The organism is Nocardioides speluncae, from assembly GCF_003121585.1.
In the GTDB taxonomy this organism is placed as follows: Bacteria; Actinomycetota; Actinomycetes; order Propionibacteriales; family Nocardioidaceae; genus Nocardioides; species Nocardioides speluncae.
Genome location: NZ_QEOO01000001.1, coordinates 117,955 through 136,286 on the forward strand (window position 1 = coordinate 117,955; position 18,332 = coordinate 136,286).

An 18,332-nucleotide genomic window follows, 5' to 3' on the forward strand; every position below is an offset into this window, starting at 1 on the left:
GGAGGGGCCGGCGTCGTCACGCGGACGACGGCGGCCCCTCCCGGCGTACTAGTGGGCATCTCCGGAGGTTCGTCGGGGTCTGAGCGGCCATGGCACGCACATCGCTGCGTTGTCGTCGGTCGACGGGCCGCCGGCCCGCCTCCCTCCGACGCCTTGCGCTGCGCGCACCCTGACCACTCAGACCCTCGATGAACCTCCGGAGATGCCCACTGGGTCGGTCTCAGACGTTGACGCCGAAGTCCGCCGCAATGCCGCGCAGGCCGGAGGCGTAGCCCTGGCCGACGGCCTTGAACTTCCACTCCTCGCCGGCACGGTAGAGCTCGCCGAAGACCATCGCGGTCTCCACCGAGGCGTCCTCGGTGAGGTCGTAGCGAGCGATCTCGGTCCCGCCGGCCTGGTTGACAACGCGGATGAAGGCGTTGCGGACCGCGCCGAAGTTCTGCTTGCGGTTGTCGGCATCGTAGATCGACACCACGAAGACGACCTTCTGGGCCTCGGCCGGCACGCCGGCGAGGTTGACCTTGATCAGCTCGTCGTCGCCCTCGCCTTCGCCGGTCAGGTTGTCGCCGGTGTGCTCGACCGAGCCGTCGGCCGACTTGAGGTTGTTGAAGAAGACGAAGTGCTGGTCGGAGATGACCTTGCCGGTGTCGTTCGTGATGATCGCCGACGCGTCGAGGTCGAACTCACCGCCGGAGAAGGTGTTGACGTCCCAGCCGAGACCCACGTTGACGGCGGTCAGACCCGGCGCCTCCTTGGAGAGTGAGACGTTGCCGCCCTTGCTGAGCGAGACTCCCATGAGCTTCCCTTTCGATTTTCCATGTTGGTTGCAATGTCAGTTCTACGCCGTCGCCCAAACTCACAACAGTCCTGGGCGACAACAGATGAGGAGTACGTCGAGTCTGTCCGACGTACCTGATTCACATGTTCGACTGCTGGGCGCGGGCGATCAGCTTGTGGCCGAGCGCACCGGCCGAGTTGGCGTCGAGCAGGTTGGTCTGCGACTCCACGATCCGCATCAGGGCGGAGTCGACCCGCAGCATCTCCGAGGACTGCATCAGGATGGTGCCGGCGCCGGTGAAGTCGTACTGCCGCTCCTCGCCGGACTCCCGGCCGAACATCCCCTGGATGCCCGCCATGAACGACTGCGCCATCCAGTTGTAGTCGTAGTGCTGCGACGGCGACGGGCAGTCGGCCCAGCCGAGCAGCGCGTCCGGGTCCGCGCGGAACGGCGGCTCCACAAAGATCACCGGGCCGTTGGACGACGCCAGGAACTTGCCGGTCCCGATCAGCGTGACGAAGCCGGGCACGATCGACTGCTTGAGCTCCAGGGACGGCTGGAAGGCGAGCAGGTTGACCGCCTTGATGGTGAGGTTGCCGTCCTCGAGGTCGTAGGAGTTGATGTCGTTGCCACGGTCACCGATGACGAGCTTGCCCTGACCGGCCGCGACCACCCAGTCCTGGGTGTACAGCGGCGACGAGAAGCGCGCGGCCACCCACGCGGCCCGCGACGCGAACGCCGCGACGCCGGAGAAGTCGATGTTGCCGTAGTAGGCGATCATCGCGCCCTTGGACGTGAACCACTCGCCGTTCAGGTCGATCGAAAAGGCGTAGTGGTTGATGTTGTCGTCGACCGGAAGCGAGTTCGGGTCGTAGATGGTGGGCATGAGTCCGCCGATCATCAGAACTTCTTCTCCGATGCTTGTACGTACACGGTGCCGTGTCCGGAAATGTGCAGTTGGAAGGCCTCGCCCGAGCCACGGCCGATCGCGTCGCGGAAGCCGACGGAGGCCTTGAGGTCGACCTGCAGTGCGCCGACGTGGCCGACGTACGCCTGGGGGTCCACGCCGACCATCTCGCCGTTCAGCTGGAGCGGGAAGGTGCCGCCGTGCGACAGCAGCGCGACCGTGCCCTGCCCGGACAACTTGGTGGTGAACAGGCCCTGGCCGGTCATCGCGCCGCGTACGGCGCCGCGGATCGCGCCGCCCATGCCGCCCCCACCGCCGACCATCTCGATGCTGGTCTGCAGGTTCGCGGAGTGGGCGAGCAGCCGGTCCGCCTCGACGGTCAGCGAGTCGCCGGTGATCTGGATAATCGTGACGTACAGGCCGCGGAAGCCGTAGAGCACTCGGCCCTGGCCCTCGGTCGCCATCATCTTGTTGGACTCGCCGGACATGACCGCACCGACTCGGCCGCCCACGCCCTGGCCCTGGCCGGCGAGCGGCCGGAACGTCACCTGGCCTTCGTAGCCGAGCATCGCGCCGCGCCGGGCCAGCACCTCCTGACCGGGGCCGACCTGGGCGCGCACGACCTTGGCGTTGATCTGTTCGAAAGTCATTCGCCCCTACCTCTCGGCCGGCTGGATGTAGACGGTGCCCTGGCCCTCGAAGCGCAGCGAGAACGGCTCGCCGCCGCCCTCGCCGACCAGGCTTCGCCAGCTCACGCCGGAGACCAGCGACATCTGGGTCTGGCCGGTGCCCGCGACGTACGCGTCCGGGTCGACGACCAGCGGCATGCCCGGCGCGACCGCGAGCGCGATCATCGGGCCGTCGGAGATGATCGCGGCCTGGCCGGTGCCCGACAGCTTGGTCGTCGCCAGGCCCTGGCCGGACGTCATCCCGCGCAGGCCGGCGAACTGGACGTCGTGCTGGATGCCCTTGGTGAACGCGAGGATGTGCTCGGACTCCACGGTCAGCGTGTCCTGCTGCAGGTCGACGACGGTGACGTCGAAGGCATCCTGGGCGAGGTAGACACGGCCGTGGCCGGTGCACTCCATGAGGTTCACGGCCTCTCCGGCGACGCGCTGGCGGACGGCAGCCCGCAGGCCACCACCGCCGCCCATGCCGGCGTTCTTGAACTCCACGTTGCCCTGATAGGCGACCATCGAGCCGGCAGCGGCCTTGACGGAATCACCTTCGAGGTCGGCGTGGAGGACCTTCTTCTCTGCGGTCAGTCTCGCCACAGAATGCCCCCTGATGCAGTGTGAGTGGGTTACGGCTAGCCAATCTTCGGGCAGCCTAGCGGTGCGACGGGTACGTCGTACCCCAGACCTGCCGGGCGCAACCCTGCGGTCTAGACGAGTGCCCTAACCGCTGCCCGTCCCGCTGATCGTCACCGAGGCATCTCGCGGAACCACCGCCGGCGGTCCGCGGGGTCGGGACCGACGCGGCGTCGGACCGGCGGCTCGGTGGTCACCGGCGCGTAGTGGTCGAGCCGGTTGGCGAGCACCGCCTCGCCGCCGGTGAGGTCGGGGAGCTGGCTGGTCAGCGCCCGGATCTGGGTCGCGGGCAGGTCGCCCTCCAGGCGGGTGACCCCGTCGCCGGGATGAGTGGTGAGTACGACGCCGCCCAGCCGCCCGAGCAGCGCGAGTACGGCGCCCAGCACCGTGGTCGGCACCTCCAGGTCGATCCGGTCAACCGGCTCGCACACCGTCGTACCCGCCTGCCGCAGCGCGGCCGTCACCACGACCTGCCCCAGGTTCCGGAAGTCGCCGGCCACGCTGGAGAAGGCCTTGTTGAACTTCTGGTGCGCGTGGCTCTGCCGGGCCCAGTAGCCGGAGTCGGTCATTGTCACCACGCAGTCGGTGACCTGCCAGCCGTGCCGGCCCTGCTCCAGCGCCTTCCGCACGCCCTCCTCGGTGGCGGCGAAGAACGCCGGCGGCATCGCGCCGCGCTCCACCTCGAGCTCGAACCGGATCCCGCTGCCGACCGGGGCCGGCTCGATCCGCAGCCCGACGGTGCCGAGGTAGGGGTTCTCGTCGACCTTGATCTGCTCCAGCGCCTGCCCGGTGCCGCGGACCCGCTCGATGCAGACCACGGTGGTCTCGCGGAAGGTGACCGCCAGCCCGTACCACTCCTGCAGCAGTGAGGCGATGACCTCCTTCTGCACCTCCCCGAAGAGGCTGACCGCGATCTCGTCGCCGGTGGTGCGGAGCGCGATCAGCGGGTCCTGCTCGGCGAGCTCGGTCAGCGCGGCGTACACGGCTCCCCGCTCGTGCGGCGTGGCCGGGACGACGACAGCCTGGAGCGTCGGCGGCACGAATCCGTCAACCTCGACCTGTCCCGGGCCGAACGAGTCGCCGATCCGGGCCGCGTCCAGCCCGCGGAGTACGGCGATCTGGCCGCCGACCGCGCGCTTGGCCGGGGCCAGCCCGCCGCCCGTCGAGACCTGCAGGCCGGTCACCCGCTCCCGCGACCGGCCGGTCAGCTGCAGCCGGTCGCGGACCGCCAGACTGCCGGAACGCATCCGGACGAAGACCCGCTTGCCGCGGTCGTCACGCTCGATCTTGAACACCACGCCGGCGGGCTCGGCCTCGACGTTGGGAGGCGACGACGGCAGCTCCGACGTGATCGCCGCGGCCAGCTTCGCCACCCCGTCGCCGGTGAGCGCGGAGCCGGCCAGCACCGGCGTCTCCTCGCTGCCCGGGAGCCGGCGCCGGATGTCGGCGCGCACGCGCTCCGGGTCGGCGCCGCGGCGGTCAGTCTTGTTGATGAACAGCAGCGTCGGCACGTCCAGCCGGCGCAGCGCGCGCCAGATCACGACCGTCTGCGGCTGCACGCCCTCGACGGCCGACAGCACCAGTACTGCACCGTCCAGTATCGCGAGCGCGCGCTCGACCTCGGCGATGAAGTCGGGGTGCCCGGGGGTGTCGACGATGTTCACGACGGTGCCGCCGGGGTCGTCCGCGACGTACGACGCGACCGCGGACCGCACGGTGATCCCGCGCCGCCGCTCGACGTCCATCGAGTCGGTGCGGGTGGTGCCGGCGTCGACGCTACCGACGGCGTCGAGCTCGCCGGCGTCGTACAGCAGACGTTCGGTGAGGCTGGTCTTGCCGGCGTCTACGTGGGCAAGGATGCCGAGGTTGAGCGAAGGGGACATGTGCATAGGGCTGTGGGCTCCGGGAGTCGACGGACGAGGGGCGGGGCGACCACAGCTGCTCGCATCGTTCGGCTCTCCTTCACATGTCGGTTTCGTTTCAACGTAGATCGGCGGGCCGTCGGCGCGCGACAGGTTTTCCGGTGTACGCCATGATTCAGCGCGTGACCGGCCCGGATCGCCAGCTCGCTGCCCACCGCCACCTGCTCATCGTCGCGGCCGTCCTGGTCGCCTGCCTGGTCGCCGTGAGCGGCCGATACGGCTACCACCGCGACGAGCTCTACTTCATCCTGCTCGGCGGCCACCCGCAGTGGGGGTACGTCGACCAGCCGCCGCTGATCCCGCTGCTCGCGCACGCCACCCACGTGCTCTTCGACGGGTCGCTGGTCGGGTTCCGGTTACCCTCGGCGCTGGTCGCCGGCGCCACGGCGTACGTCACCGGGCTGATCGCGCGCGAGTTCGGCGCCGGCGCGCGAGGGCAGGTGTTCGCGGCGGTCGCGTGGGCGATCTCTGCGGTGACGCTGGCGACCGGGCACCTGATGGGCACCACCTCGTTCGACCTGCTCTGCTGGGCGCTGGTCTGCTGGGCCGGCGTCCGGGCACTGCGCGACGGCGGCCGGGCCTGGCTCTGGGTCGGCCTGGCCGCGGGGGTCGGCATGGAGGTCAAGACGCTGATCGCGACCGGCCTGCTCGCGCTGCTGATCGGCGTGGCCGCTGCCGGACCGCGGCGCGCGCTGGCCTCGCCGCGGCTCTGGCTCGGCGCGCTGCTCGCGCTGGTCCTGGCCGCTCCGAACCTGTGGTGGCAGGCCGCCAACGACTGGCCGCAGCTTGAGATGTCCTCACAGATCGCGGCCGGCGAGTCCGGGACCAGCGAGCCGCGGTCGCTGTTCCTGCCGTTCCAGATCGTGCTGCTGTCGGCGTTCCTGGTCCCGGTCTGGACGATCGGCTGGTGGCGGCTGGCTCGCTCTGCTGATCTCGCGCTGTGGCGGGCCTTCGCCGTCGCGTACGTCGTCCTCGCCGCCTTCCTGATCGCCACCGGCGGCAAGCCCTACTACCTGTGCGGGATGTACCCGGTGCTGCTTGCCGCCGGCGCCCAGCCGGTCGTCGACTGGGCCGCGCAGGCCCGAGTGCGGGTGGTGGCGCTGGCCGCCGCGCTGGTGCTGACCGTCGCCGGCAACGCCTACCTGATGCTTCCGCTGCTGCCGCCCGGCGACGTCGCCGGATCGCCGGTGGAGGAGATCAACTACGACGCCGGCGAGCAGATCGGCTGGCCCGGCTTCGCCGACACCTTCGAGGCGGCGTACGCCGAGCTGCCCACCGCCGAGCGCCCGCGGACCGTCGTGCTCACGGCGAACTACGGGCAGGCCGGCGCGGTCAGCCGCTACACCTCGCTGCCGGTCTACAGCGGCCACAACAGCCTGCGCACCCTCGGCCCGCCGCCGGAGAGGTACGACGTGGTGCTCGCGGTCGGCTACCCGCAGACCGCGCTCGGCGACTGGTTCGGCTCGTGCGACGAGGTCGGCCGCACGCCCACGCCGTACGGCCTGGAGAACGACGAGGCCGACACCCCGGTCTACGTGTGCCGCGACCTCAGCGGCAGCTGGCGCGACCTGTGGCCGGAGATGGAGCGCACCGCCTGAGGCGCGCTTAGCTGGTGCTCTCCGCGACGACCCGGCAGTCGTCGTTTCCGACGTAGCAGCGGATCGCCGGCTGCTCCGACGCCTCGGGGAGTACGACGAACGCGGTGCCGCTCTCCCACACGATCCGGCCGGGCTCCAGGTCGGTCGGCCAGCCCAGCTGGTCGCCGTCTCCCGTGCCGTCGGCCGCGACCCGCAGGTCCGAGCCCTCGAACCAGGCCACCGCTCCGGTCGGCGACCAGGCGGCCTGGGCGCCGTCGACCGCGTGGCCCTCACCGAGGCCGGCGGGATACGGCTCTCGGTAGTTCGTCGAGGTGTCGCTGGTGCTGACCACCAGGCCGGTGCCGCCGGTCGCCACCGACTCGACCTTGTCCGGCGTGTCGAGGACGTAGGTGTTCTTCTCCCGGTCCCAGGCCCAGAGCCGGCCGTCCGGTGCGGCGATGTATGCGCGGGCGGAGCCGTCGAGAGCGACCGGCGCCGGGCCCTCCGGTCCGGGTGGGAACGGGAAGGCGGGCTGGCCGACCGCGCGTGCGGCAGAGAGGTCCCACACCAGCACGCCGGTGTGGGTCGGGAAGCGGCTGTCGGGGCTGAGTGGCCACACGGCGTACTTGGCGGCGGCGTCCACGACCGGCACCGCCGAGGCGCCGGAGCCGAGCTCGGTCACCCGGCCGGTCCTGTCGATCCGGACCACGCGGCCGTCCAGCGTGCGGAGCAGGACGTCGGGGCCGGCGTCGACCACATCGCCCCCGGGACCGCCGTACGGGATCGGCCGGCTGTCGGCGTACAGCGTGCCGTTGCTGAAGTGCGCGAGGGTGAGCGGGCCGGCACCGTCGAGGTCGGCGAGTACCGGGCCCGTGGCCTCGCCCGTCGAGTCGTCGTCGCCGCGTCCGAACCAGACTCCGGCCGCGGCCGCGGTCACCGCGATTGCGGCGATGGCCACCAAGGCTCCGAAGGCGCGCAGATCCAGTCCGCGCCTGCTACGCGGTGCGACCCGCGCACCTCGGCTCCGTTGTTCTCGCACCCTCGAAACCCTTCTCAACCCCCCAACGCGGCAGGGTAGTCGCGAACCGCGATCCGCGACCTGCCTTTCCTCATCTCGGACGCTGAGTCCGCTACCTATGATCTGGCGACCACTCCCACAGCGCCGAGATCGGCATCCCCCACAGTTTCTGTGCGTACTGATACCCGGAGTCGCTGGTGTTGAGTACGACGCCGCCGAGGAACCGGTCACCCGCATGATCGCGGAGCGTACGCAGGCCGCGGAAGTCGTCGCTCCGGTAGGTCCCGGATGCCTTCACCTCGATGCCGTAAAGGCGGCCGTCGGACAGCTCGATGATGATGTCGACCTCCACTCCAGCTCGGGTTCGGTAGTGGCTCAGCCGGAAGTCGGTGTCGCTCCAGCCCCGCTGCTTGATCAATTCGGCGACGACGAGACCCTCAAGGAGCGGTCCGAGGTGATCAGACCCGGTCAGGGAGACGAGAACGTCGTCGCTCACGTCAGCCAGGCGCATTGCTAGTGCGGGGTCGTTGACGATGGTCTTGTGTCGGCCAGCTTCGCGCCGAGTGAGGTTCGGTGTCCACGGCGGCAGCGAGGACACCAGGAACAGCGTGTGAAGCGCATCGAGGTAAGCGGTCACGGACGTTGCCGGGATGCCGGCATCGCGGGCGACTCTCGCTTTGACCAGCTCTCCGCTCTGGTTGGCGGCGAGCAATCGAAGCACGGACAACAGCCGCCCCGGCTGCGGTGTGTCGAGGATCAGGGAGGCGTCGCGCTGCACGATCCGATCGAGATAGCTGTCTATCCACATCGTTCGCGGACGACCTGCCTGGTCGCGTAGCTCCGGATATCCACCCTGGCGCAATGCGGCGACATAGTCCGCACGCCCCCACGTGGACGCGAAGTCCGGCGCCAACCTCAACGCGTCGAGTCGGCTCACGAAGTCGTCCGAAGTACCGGTCAGCTCGCCTTGGCTGAGACCGTGGAGCTTGAGTGTCACTGCGCGTCCCGCGAGGCTGTCTGGCGTCCGTTCCAGCCGCAACAGGTCGGACGAGCCGGTCAGCAGAAACCGGCCCGGCCGGCGATCTCGGTCTACCGAGGCCTTGAGGGGGAGGATCAGCCGCGGCACACGTTGGATCTCATCGATGAGCAAGGTGCCGTCGTGGAACTGCTCGGCGAACGAGGTGGGGTCGGTATGCGTGGCGGTCTCGGTCCGCGGGTCATCGAGGGTGACGCTCCGGGAGCGTCGCCCGTCGATCAGCATCTGCGCGAACGTGCTCTTGCCGACCTGACGTGCGCCCTCGACCACCACGATCGGAAACGCATCCAGCACTTCGGTCGCGACCTTGTGCAGGTGACGAGGAATCAGGTCATTGCTGCCCATGAGCGTTGATCGTAGCCGTGGGCCGTAGATTTGCCGACTCCAACTCGTAGGTTTGCCGCGCTTCGTTCGTAGGTTTGCCGGCTCCAACTCGTAGGTTTGCCGGGCTCTGGTCGTAGGTTTGCGGTCCCTTAGTTCAACGGCTCACGGGAGACGGGACAGCTCATGCAGCGCGGGCCGCCGCGGCCGGAGCCGAGCTCGGAGCCGGCGATCCGGACCACCTCGATGCCGGCGGCCTCGAGGCGGGCGTTGGTCTCGTCGTTGCGCTCGTAGGCGACCGCAACGCGGGGCGCGATCGCGAGGGTGTTGTTGCCGTCGTCCCACTGCTCCCGCTCGGCGGTGACCGGGTCCAGGCCGGTGTCGATCTGGTGCAGGGTGTCGATGTGCATCGCCTTGGCGGCGGCGACCAGGAACGGCTCGGCGGAGGCGACGTCGAGTTGCAGGTCGGCCGGGGACTCGCCGACCTCGCCGACGGTCACGGCGTACGCCCGGAGCGAGTCGGCCACGTTCGGGTACATCACGATCTTGTCGGTGTCGACCATCGTGCACACCGTGTCCAGGTGCATGGTGGCCCGCTCCTGCGCGATGGGTACGGCGAGCACGGTGTGCGCGAGACCGGCGTGGAAGACCTGGCGGGCCAGCCGCTCGACGCCGGCCGGCGTGGTCCGCTCGCCGACGCCGACCGCGATCACGCCCGGCGCCATCAGCAGTACGTCGCCGCCCTCGACGTGCTCGAAGTGCCAGCCGTGGATCTTGCGGGTGCCCTCCGGCACGTCGCGGAAGCGCGGGTGCTCGGTGTAGATCAGCTCGGTCAGCTGCGTCTCCCGCGCCCGCGCTGGCATCGCGAGGGAGGTGATCGCCACCCGGTCCCTGATCCACACCGACGAGTCGCGGGTGAACAGCAGGTTCGGCAGCGGGTCGATCAGGAAGTCGTCATGGGCGAGCAGGCTGGTGACCAGGCCGTGGCCGCCGCCGACCTCGTCGTTGCGGATGCCCGCCGTGAGGTACGACGCCAGCTCGGCCGGGCTGGCGTCGTGCAGCGCGCCGGCCAGGTAGGCGCGCAACGTGTCGCCGAGGTGCAGCCCGGACAGGGCGGTGGTGATCGCGAGGTTGCGGGCGATGTCGCTGTCAAGCGCCTCGACCAGCAGCTCGGTCAGGTAGAGGACCTCGACGCCCCGGTCGCGTAGCGCCGCCGCGAACGCGTCGTGCTCGTCCTGGGCCCGGCTCACCCACGGGATGCCGTCGAAGAGCAGCCGGTCGTTGTTGCGCGGCGTGAGCCGCTTCAGTTCCGGGCCGGGCCGGTGCAGCATCACCGTCTTCAGCCGGCCGACCTCGCTGTCGACGCCGTGAGATTCCATGGAGGGACTCTAGAACCTCCAGCCCAACAGACGGAGTCGAGCTCTAGACATCGGATATCTGGTCCGGCATTCTGGGTGCGCGCAGCGCGTGACCGCCATCACATCGCGTTGCGCCTAACGAATACCTCCGATGACTGCCACGAGTGAGGGTGCCATGACCGACCAGTTCCGTCTCGACCGACGCGGTGTGCTGAAGGCAGGAGGCGCGGCAGCCGCCGTCTCTCTCGCGTACGGCGCCGTCGGGGCCGCCGCGCCCGCCGCCGCTGGCCCGCGCTCCGGATCCCTGGTCTGGCCGCGGCTGTCGCCGAACTCGCTCTGGTACGGCAAGCCCGCGACCGACTGGCAGCGTCAGGCGCTCCCGCTGGGCAACGGCCGGCTAGGCGCGATGTTGTTCGGCGGCAGTACCCAGGAGCGGATCCAGTTCAACGAGGAGAGCCTTTGGGGTGGCGTCAACGACTACGACAACGCGCTGATGGGCCAGCCCGACGGCGCCTTCGACACCAGCGTCACCGGCTTCGGCTCCTACCGGAACTTCGGCGACCTGCGGGTCACCTTCGGCGGCACCGTCGAGGTGACCGCGCCGGGCGGCCCGTACCAGGACTCCAACAGCAACGAGAGCATCGCCCAGACCTACGACGGCAACCCCCGGACCAAGTGGTGCATCATCGGCCCGCCGGCCGAGGTGCTGTGGCAGGTGAGCCTGCCGGAGCCGGTCGCCGTCTCCTCCTACTCGCTGACCAGCGCGAACGACGTACCCGCGCGCGACCCGCAGACCTGGACCTTTGCCGGCTCGGCCGACGGCGTGACCTGGCAGGTGCTGGACAGCCAGGCGCTGGCGGCGCCGTTCGAGCAGCGGTTCCAGAAGAAGACGTTCGAGTTCACCAACACCACCGCCTACTCCTACTACCGGTTCACGTTCGAGCCGAAGGCCGGCGTCAGCCACTTCCAGGTGGGCGAGGTCGGGATCGGCGGCGTGGAGCTCCAGGGCGGCCAGGCGGTCTATGTCTCGTCGCCGAGCGGTGGCGACCTGTGGGCCACGGTCGACGGTGAGCCGGGTACGGCGTGGCGGGTGCGCCACGGCGGCGACAAGGTCAGCTGGCAGGCCGACCTGCCCAGCGGCGTCGCGCTGACGTCGTACCGGATCACCAGCGGTCCCGGCTCCCGCGACCAGGACCCGGTCGGCTGGACGCTGGCGGGCTCGACCGACGGCCTGGCCTGGGTCGACCTCGACGAGCGCACGGAGCGGTTCGCCGCTGCCGGCGAGACAAAGTCCTTCTCGGTGACGGTGCCGGTCGCGTACCCGGCGTACCGGCTCACCCTGCGCCCGAAGGCCGGGTCCGACTACGTCCAGGTCGCCGGCATCGAGCTCGCCGGCGCGGACTTCGACACCGCAGAGCGCGAGGTGCTCGCCGACTACCAGCGCGCCCTGGACCCGACGATCGGCATCCAGGTGACCCGGTACGCCGAGCGCGGGCACCGGGTGCTGCGGGAGGCGTTCGCGAGCAAGGCCGCGGACTGCCTGATCCTCCAGTACCGCACCGACGACCCCGACGGGCTGTCCGGCACGATCGCGCTCGCCTCCGCCCAGCCCGACACCCCGACCACCGTTGACGCCGACGGCCGCCGGCTCGGCTTCGCCGGCGTGATGGCCAACGACCTCAAGCACGCCTGCGCGGTCCGCGTCGTGCCGACCGACGGCACCGTCAGCAAGGACGGGACCGCGACCCGGTTCACGGGCTGCAGCACGCTCACCGTCTACCTGGACGCCCGCACCGACTACGCCATGAACGCCGCTGCCGGCTGGCGCGGCGAGGACCCCGCGCCGCGGGTGGCCGCCACCCTCGCGGCCGCCGTGGGCCAGGACTACTCGACGCTGCGGAGCAAGCAGGCCGCCTGGGTCCGCGAGCAGCTGTCGCGGGCCACGGTGACCTGGGGCGCGACCGCCGCCGCCGTCGCCGCGCTGCCCACCGACCTGCGCCGGGTCCGGTACGCCGCGGGCGCTGAGGACCCGAGCCTGGAGCAGCTGATGTTCGACTACGGCCGCTACCTGCTGATCAGCTCCTCGCAGCCGGGCGACCTGCCCGCCAACCTGCAGGGCGTGTGGAACGACAGCAACCAGCCGCCGTGGGCCTCGGACTACCACACCAACATCAACGTGCAGATGAACTACTGGGCCGCGGAGACCACGAACCTGTCGAACACGCACCGGCCGCTGGTCGACTTCGTCGAGCAGGTCGCCGTACCCAGCCGGGTGGCCACCCGCAACACCTTCGGCGCCGAGACCCGCGGCTGGACCGCGCGGACCAGCCAGAGCATCTTCGGCGGCAACGCGTGGGAGTGGAACACGGTCTCCAGCGCCTGGTACATGCAGCACGTCTACGAGCACTACGCCTTCAGCCAGGACCGCGAGTTCCTCCGCGACCAGGGTTATCCGCTGGTCAAGGAGATCTGCCAGTTCTGGGAGGACCGCCTCATCGAGAATGACGAGGGCCTGCTGGTCGCCCCCGACGGCTGGTCGCCCGAGCACGGGCCGCGCGAGGACGGCGTGATGCACGACCAGCAGATCATCTGGGACCTGTTCAGCAACTACCTCGAGCTCGCCCAGGCGCTCGACGTCGACCGCGACTACCAGGCCCGGGTCACCGAGATGAGGGACCGGCTGGCGCCGAACAAGGTCGGCCGGTGGGGTCAGCTGCAGGAGTGGCAGACCGACCGCGACGACCCCAACGACATCCACCGGCACACCTCGCACCTGTTCGCCGTCTACCCGGGCCGGCAGATCACCCCGGCCGGTACGCCGGAGCTCGCGGCCGCCGCCGTGGTCTCGCTCAAGGCGCGCTGCGGCGAGAAGGAGGGGGTCCCGTTCACCGCGGCCACCGTCTCCGGCGATAGCCGCCGGTCGTGGACCTGGCCGTGGCGGTGCGCGCTGTTCGCGCGGCTCGGCGACGGCCACCGGGCCCGGATCATGCTGCGCGGCCTGCTCACCTACAACACGCTGCCGAACCTGTTTTGCGACCACCCGCCGTTCCAGATGGACGGCAACTTCGGCATCCCGGGCGCGGTCACCGAGATGCTGCTGCAGAGCCACGACGGCGCCATCTCACTGCTCCCCGCCTGCCCCGCGGAGTGGTCGGCCGGCCAGTTCACCGGGCTCCGGGCGCGGGGAGGCTACGAGGTGAGCGCGACCTGGCGCGGCGGCCGGGTGACGTCGTACACGATCGTCGCGGACCGCGTGCACTCGCGCGCGAAGGTGAAGGTCCGGGTCAACGGCAAGGAGGTCTGGGTCCGGCCTGCGAGCGGCTAGGCCACCAGCTCGTACACCGTCAGCGCGGCCAGCGCCAGACAGACGAGCGCGCCGAGCTGGTGCAGCAGGCTGAGCCGGACGTGGTTGAGCAGCACCCGGCCGACGAGTACGGCGAGCCCGGAGACCGTCAGCAGCGCCACGAAGGCGCCGACGAAGACGCTGGCGGGCGCGTCGTACTTGGCCACCAGCGAGAGCGTCAGCAGCTGCGACAGGTCGCCCCACTCGGCCGCGAACAGCACCAGGAAGCAGGTCAGCACGATCCGGAAGCCGTGCGCCTCACCGGCCTTCGCGGCGTACTCGCGCTCCGTCTCGGCCTCCTCGGCGTCGGCCTCGCGCGACTCGCGATAGAGCAGAACCGCGCCGACTAGGAACATCACCGCAGCCGCGACCCGGACCACGTCGGTGGGCAGCAGTCCGGCCACCCCGCCGATCGCCACCGCGATCCCGGTCTGGACGGCGAACGCCAGGCCTACGCCCAGCCACACCAGCGGGCCGGGATAGCGGGTGGACAGCACCAGCGTCGCGATGAAGGTCTTGTCCGGCAGCTCCACCACGAAGATCGCGGCAAAGGCCAGGGCGACGACGATGGGGTCCACGGTCGCCGACGATACGTGGACAGTCGTCGGCGACCGCGGCCCCTACCCCACCGGCAGCTTGAGGAGTGTGCTGAAGGATCCGCCGTGCTGCGCGGCGCCCGGCACGCACGCTGGCTGCGTTGGCGTCGGTCGACGGGCCACCGGCCCGCCTCCCTCCGCCGCCTTGCCAGCGCACGCACCGGACACCGCCCAGCGACAGCCGGATCCTTCAGCACACTCCTGTGGAGTGACTAGAGGAACTGCACCCCGAAGTCGCGGCACTGCGGCTGGAAGCTCGCCGGACCGTCGGAGAGCGCGTTCAGCGTGAGCTGCATGGTCGGGCCGTCGTTGAACACCCCGACGTGGCCGGCCTGGTCCCACGGGCACTTGTCCTGCAGGAGGATGTTGGTGACGCCCGGCCCCTCCAGTACCTGCGAGGTGTACGGCGTGACCACCCGGTCCTGCTTGGTGTAGATCACGGTGTACTTCGGCCCGGCCGGGACCTGGTTGCCGTCGGCCCACAGCTCCCTGGTGTAGTCGCTGGCGTAGGTCTGGTCGGTGGCGCCGGGGAACTGCAGCAGGTTCGCCACCCCGGTGACGAAGCCGAGTAGGCCGAGGGTGTCGGCGAGGGTCGCGAGGCCGTTGAGCGTGGTGCCGTGCGAGGACGGCGCCCAGCCGACGTAGTGGGCCACCTCGGACGCGCCACCGAGCTTCTTGATGTACCACATCGGCGCGTTGCCGCCGCCCGAGTGGCCGACGATGTCGACCTTGTCCGCGCCGGTCGCCGCCTGCACCCGCTCCACGAACGCATCGAGCTCGGCCGCCGCGGTCTTGAGCGGGGCCAGCCCGCCGACCCGCCCGAGCGACGCCGCGTTCAGGCCGTGGGTGAACCCGAAGACGCAGTAGCCGTTGTTCTTCAGCCTCGGGCTGAGCTTGACGAAGTTGGCGCCGATGTTGGCGAACGTGCCCGGCAGCAGGATCACCGGGTTCGGGTGCGCCGCGGTGGGCTGGCAGTCCCAGTCGTTGCCGCCGCGCAGCGCGTTCGGCGCGAAGGCGTAGTTGTAGCCGGCCTCGATCAGGCCGCCCTCCGGCAGCGGTGCGGCCTGTGCCGCCGGTGACGTGCCGACGGCGAGCGCGACTGTGGTGGCGGCGGCAGCGACGAGCGTGCCGGCGCGGCGCACCAGGGTGATGGGTGTAGTCATTGGTCTCCCTCCCGAGACGTGACGACGATCACGTGACGACGATCACGCAAGGTTACTCGCGAGTCACTTCGTGAGGGAAGGGCTTGACCGGGAGTTGTCAGGCGGTGGCTCAGGATCCGTGGAAGAACGTCCGACTAGCGGCCACCGCGTCGGCGAGTACGTCGCTCACCGGTCGCCCCAGCGCGGCGGCGGCCCGCGCCACATCGTCGTACTCCGGCTGCGCGTTGACCAGTACGCCGTCGTGCCGGGCCAGCTTGACCGCGATCTCCTGGCCGGCGACCTCGACGGCGACCATCTCCCGGTCGAGTGCGTGCTTGCCGAGCGGCTGCTCGCGCAGGCCGATCGTCGAGGTCTGCCGGAAGATCGCCGCCCGGACCGAGGCCGCGTGGTCGGCGCGGGTCAGCACCGAGAGAGTGTGCGCGGGCCGACCCTTCTTCATCAGGATCGGGGTCAGCCAGGCGTCCGACGCACCGGCCTCGAGCAGCGCGGCGATCACGGCCGGCCACACCCGCGGGTCGAGGTCGTCGATGTTGGTCTCGATCAGCAGCGGCGCGCCGGTCGAGGCGCCGGCGTCCGCGGCGGCGCCGACGAACAGCCGCACCACGTTGGCGTGGGTCTCCGGGTCGCGGTGGCCGGCGCCGACGCCGACCTGCTCGGTGGTCATCGCCGGCTGCGGCCCGTACGCCGTTGCGAAGGTGGTCAGCAGCGCGGCGCCGGTCGGCGTACACGACTCGCCGGTGCCGGGCCCGGCCAGCGACGGCACCCCGCGCAGCAGCTCGGCCACCGCCGGCGGCGGCACCGGCAGCGGGCCGTGGGCTCCCCTCACCGACCCCGAGCCGACCGCCACCGGTGACACAACGATCCGAGCGGCGCCGATGTGGGCGAAGCCGGCGCAGACCCCGACGATGTCCGCGATCGCATCCAGCGCCCCGACCTCGTGGAAGGCGACGTCGAGCGGGTCGGCACCGTGGACGGTCGCCTCGGCGCGGGCCAACCGCTCGAAGACCCGGAGCGCGAGGTCGCGGACCGGCTCGTCGAGATCGGCCGCGCCGAGGATGGTGCGAATGTCGCGCCACGACCGGTGGTGGGCGGAGTCGGCCACCCCCACATGGCAGCGGGTCGCGGCGAACTCGTTGCGCCGTACCTGCTCCACGCGCAGCGTCACCGGTTCCGGCGACGCCGCGTCGACGGCGGTCTGGATGACGTCCAGCGGCACCCCCGCCCCGAGCAGCGCCCCGAGCAGCATGTCCCCGCTCGCCCCCGCCGACGCATCCACCCAGAGCGCCCGGCCCGGATAGTCCAGAACGTTTGACATCAAATTTCTGCCTCAGGTGATGTCGAACGTTCTGGACTATCCGGGGCTGGGCGCGGGCGGGCGTTGCGGGCGACCCGGGCGGCGAAGACGCCGGCGCCGTACCCGTTGTCGATGTTGACCACGGTCACGCCGGGGGCGCAGGAGTTGAGCATCGCGAGCAGCGCCGCGACCCCGCCGAAGGAGGCGCCGTAGCCGACGCTGGTGGGGACCGCGACGAGCGGTACGCCGGTGAGGCCGCCGACCACCGAGGGCAGGGCGCCCTCCATGCCGGCGACCACGATCAGGCAGTCCGCGGCGGTGAGCCGGTCGCGCACCCCGAGCACCCGGTGCAGACCGGCCACGCCGACATCGTCGATCTGGTCGACCTCGGCGCCGTACACCCGCACGGTGAGCGCGGCTTCGGCGGCGACCGGCCGGTCCGAGGTGCCGGCGCTGACGATCGCCACCCGTCCGGTCGGGCTGGGTAGCGGGCCGAGCGTGGCCGCGCGCGCAATCGGGTCGACGTCGGCGCCGATCGCGGCCACCGCGACGATCGCCTCGTCGGAGAGCCGGGTCGCGAGTACGGCGCGGTCGGGGTGGCGCTCGTGCAGCTTGGCCAGGATGGTCACGACCTGCTCGGCGGTCTTGCCCGCGCCGTACACCGTCTCGGTGTCGCCGGTGCGCGCCGCGCGCTCGATGTCGAGACGTGCGAACCCCAGATCATCAACACGCGGGTCCCCGGTCACGATCTGAAACCTAACCCAAGCATTCCTAGATGGCTCTGCTGGTAGCCCGGCGGGACGACGTAGATTGCGTTGTTGTCTGGATGAACTGGACGAACTGGACGTGAAGTGAGGAACTGTGCTTTTCGACAGCTATCCACCCGGTACGCCGAACTGGATCGAGGTCACCGCCCCGGACGTGGCGGCCTCGACCGAGTTCTACGGCGGCCTGTTCGGATGGACCTTCCACTCCTATGACATCGGCTTCGCCGAGCAGTACGTGCTCGCCTTCAAGGACGGCGACGTGGTGGCTGGGCTCGGCGGATCGCGGGTGGGGCAGCGTGCCGAGCCCGCCTACTGGAACGTCTACTTCGCCGTCGACGACCTCGAGAGCGCGATCAAGCGGGTCGACGTGGCCGGTGGCCGGCTGATCGCGGGACCGTACGTCGTCGAGGACGCCTGCCGGGCGGCCGTCGTGACCGACGCGCTCGGTGCCCAGTTCGGCCTCTGGCAGGCGATGGCGCTGCCCGGCGCCCGGCGCTGCAACGAGCCCGGCACGTTCCAGTGGAACGAGCTGGTCGCCGACGACGTGAGCGTCGCCGAGGAGTTCTACCGCGAGGCGTTCAGCCTCACGCTGGAGGACCATCCCGTCGGCGACGACGGACGCCCGTACCTCGGCTTCACCCTCGACGGGCACGCCGTTGCGGGCACCACGCCGTCACCCGTCGAGGGCATCCCGCCCTTCTGGAACATCTACCTCAACGTCGCCGATGCCGAAGCCACCTGCGCTCGTGCAGTCGAGCTCGGCGGGTCGGTGCTCACGCCGACGTTCGAGGTCGCGGGGATCGGCAGCGTCGCCGGCCTCCTCGACTCGCAAGGGGCGATGTTCTTCCTGCTGCAGGCCGAGCCGATGGAGCTCTACGACACCATGGTCTCGCAGCAGCACCCGGACTGAGCCCGGGCTGAGCGCGCCTGCCCATCGGTCGC

General features: G+C 70.6%; 15 protein-coding genes. 3 read left to right on the forward strand and 12 right to left on the reverse strand.

The annotated features are described in order from the left end of the window. Nucleotides 1–220: 220 nt before the first annotated feature. The 5 genes from DDV73_RS00650 to DDV73_RS00670 all read right to left on the reverse strand — a co-directional run bounded on the left by DDV73_RS00650 (nt 221) and on the right by DDV73_RS00670 (nt 4,878). Nucleotides 221–796: a TerD family protein gene (locus DDV73_RS00650; protein WP_109505314.1), complete on the reverse strand. Its 576-nt coding sequence runs from the start codon at nt 794–796 to the stop codon at nt 221–223. 121 nt (nt 797–917) lie between these two features. Then, nucleotides 918–1,679, reverse strand: coding sequence for an AIM24 family protein (locus DDV73_RS00655; protein WP_206050629.1), 762 nt, complete (start codon nt 1,677–1,679; stop codon nt 918–920). Beyond that, the gene (locus DDV73_RS00660) at nt 1,679–2,335 is read right to left on the reverse strand and encodes an AIM24 family protein (protein WP_109505315.1); all 657 of its coding nucleotides are present in this window, start codon (nt 2,333–2,335) and stop codon (nt 1,679–1,681) included. Before DDV73_RS00660 ends, DDV73_RS00655 begins: the two co-directional genes overlap by 1 nt. A 6-nt stretch (nt 2,336–2,341) precedes the next feature. Further along, on the reverse strand, nt 2,342–2,959 hold the full coding sequence (locus DDV73_RS00665) for an AIM24 family protein (protein WP_109505316.1): 618 nt from the start codon (nt 2,957–2,959) through the stop codon (nt 2,342–2,344). Nucleotides 2,960–3,108: 149 nt separating this feature from the next. Beyond that, the gene (locus DDV73_RS00670) at nt 3,109–4,878 is read right to left on the reverse strand and encodes an elongation factor G (RefSeq protein WP_206050630.1); all 1,770 of its coding nucleotides are present in this window, start codon (nt 4,876–4,878) and stop codon (nt 3,109–3,111) included. 161 nt (nt 4,879–5,039) lie between these two features. Between DDV73_RS00670 and DDV73_RS00675 the strand changes: the two genes are divergently transcribed. Continuing rightward, on the forward strand, nt 5,040–6,515 hold the full coding sequence (locus DDV73_RS00675; protein ID WP_161962247.1) for a glycosyltransferase family 39 protein: 1,476 nt from the start codon (nt 5,040–5,042) through the stop codon (nt 6,513–6,515). 7 nt (nt 6,516–6,522) lie between these two features. Here DDV73_RS00675 and DDV73_RS00680 read toward each other — a convergent pair whose 3' ends face one another. The 3 genes from DDV73_RS00680 to DDV73_RS00690 form a co-directional block, all read right to left on the reverse strand. Beyond that, nucleotides 6,523–7,452 (reverse strand): hypothetical protein, encoded by a 930-nt coding sequence (locus DDV73_RS00680; protein ID WP_109505319.1) that lies wholly within the window; start codon nt 7,450–7,452, stop codon nt 6,523–6,525. Nucleotides 7,453–7,624: 172 nt separating this feature from the next. Beyond that, on the reverse strand, nt 7,625–8,893 hold the full coding sequence (locus DDV73_RS00685; RefSeq protein WP_109505320.1) for an ATP-binding protein: 1,269 nt from the start codon (nt 8,891–8,893) through the stop codon (nt 7,625–7,627). Nucleotides 8,894–9,021: 128 nt separating this feature from the next. Continuing rightward, nucleotides 9,022–10,248 carry an arginine deiminase gene (locus DDV73_RS00690; RefSeq protein ID WP_109505321.1) on the reverse strand — a complete coding sequence of 409 codons (1,227 nt, stop codon included), beginning with the start codon at nt 10,246–10,248 and terminating at the stop codon, nt 9,022–9,024. 154 nt (nt 10,249–10,402) lie between these two features. Between DDV73_RS00690 and DDV73_RS00695 the strand changes: the two genes are divergently transcribed. Beyond that, nucleotides 10,403–13,552, forward strand: a complete 3,150-nt coding sequence (locus tag DDV73_RS00695; protein ID WP_109505322.1) for a glycosyl hydrolase family 95 catalytic domain-containing protein — start codon at nt 10,403–10,405, stop codon at nt 13,550–13,552. On the opposite strand, the gene DDV73_RS00700 is transcribed toward DDV73_RS00695, so the two are convergent. The 4 genes from DDV73_RS00700 to larB form a co-directional block, all read right to left on the reverse strand. Continuing rightward, complete coding sequence (locus DDV73_RS00700; protein ID WP_109505323.1) at nt 13,549–14,148, reverse strand: TMEM165/GDT1 family protein; 600 nt, start codon at nt 14,146–14,148, stop codon at nt 13,549–13,551. The two genes, DDV73_RS00695 and DDV73_RS00700, sit on opposite strands and share 4 nt — an antisense overlap. Nucleotides 14,149–14,378: 230 nt before the next feature. Further along, nucleotides 14,379–15,329 (reverse strand): esterase/lipase family protein, encoded by a 951-nt coding sequence (locus DDV73_RS00705; protein WP_109505324.1) that lies wholly within the window; start codon nt 15,327–15,329, stop codon nt 14,379–14,381. Between the two features lie 109 nt (nt 15,330–15,438). Further along, nucleotides 15,439–16,644 carry a nickel pincer cofactor biosynthesis protein LarC gene (larC, locus tag DDV73_RS00710; RefSeq protein WP_109505325.1) on the reverse strand — a complete coding sequence of 402 codons (1,206 nt, stop codon included), beginning with the start codon at nt 16,642–16,644 and terminating at the stop codon, nt 15,439–15,441. Continuing rightward, nucleotides 16,644–17,369, reverse strand: a complete 726-nt coding sequence (gene larB / locus DDV73_RS00715; protein WP_109505326.1) for a nickel pincer cofactor biosynthesis protein LarB — start codon at nt 17,367–17,369, stop codon at nt 16,644–16,646. Before larB ends, larC begins: the two co-directional genes overlap by 1 nt. A gap of 115 nt (nt 17,370–17,484) precedes the next feature. On the opposite strand from larB, the gene DDV73_RS00720 reads away from it, so the two are divergent. Continuing rightward, on the forward strand, nt 17,485–18,300 hold the full coding sequence (locus DDV73_RS00720) for a VOC family protein (RefSeq protein ID WP_109505327.1): 816 nt from the start codon (nt 17,485–17,487) through the stop codon (nt 18,298–18,300). The last annotated feature ends 32 nt before the right edge of the window (nt 18,301–18,332 follow it).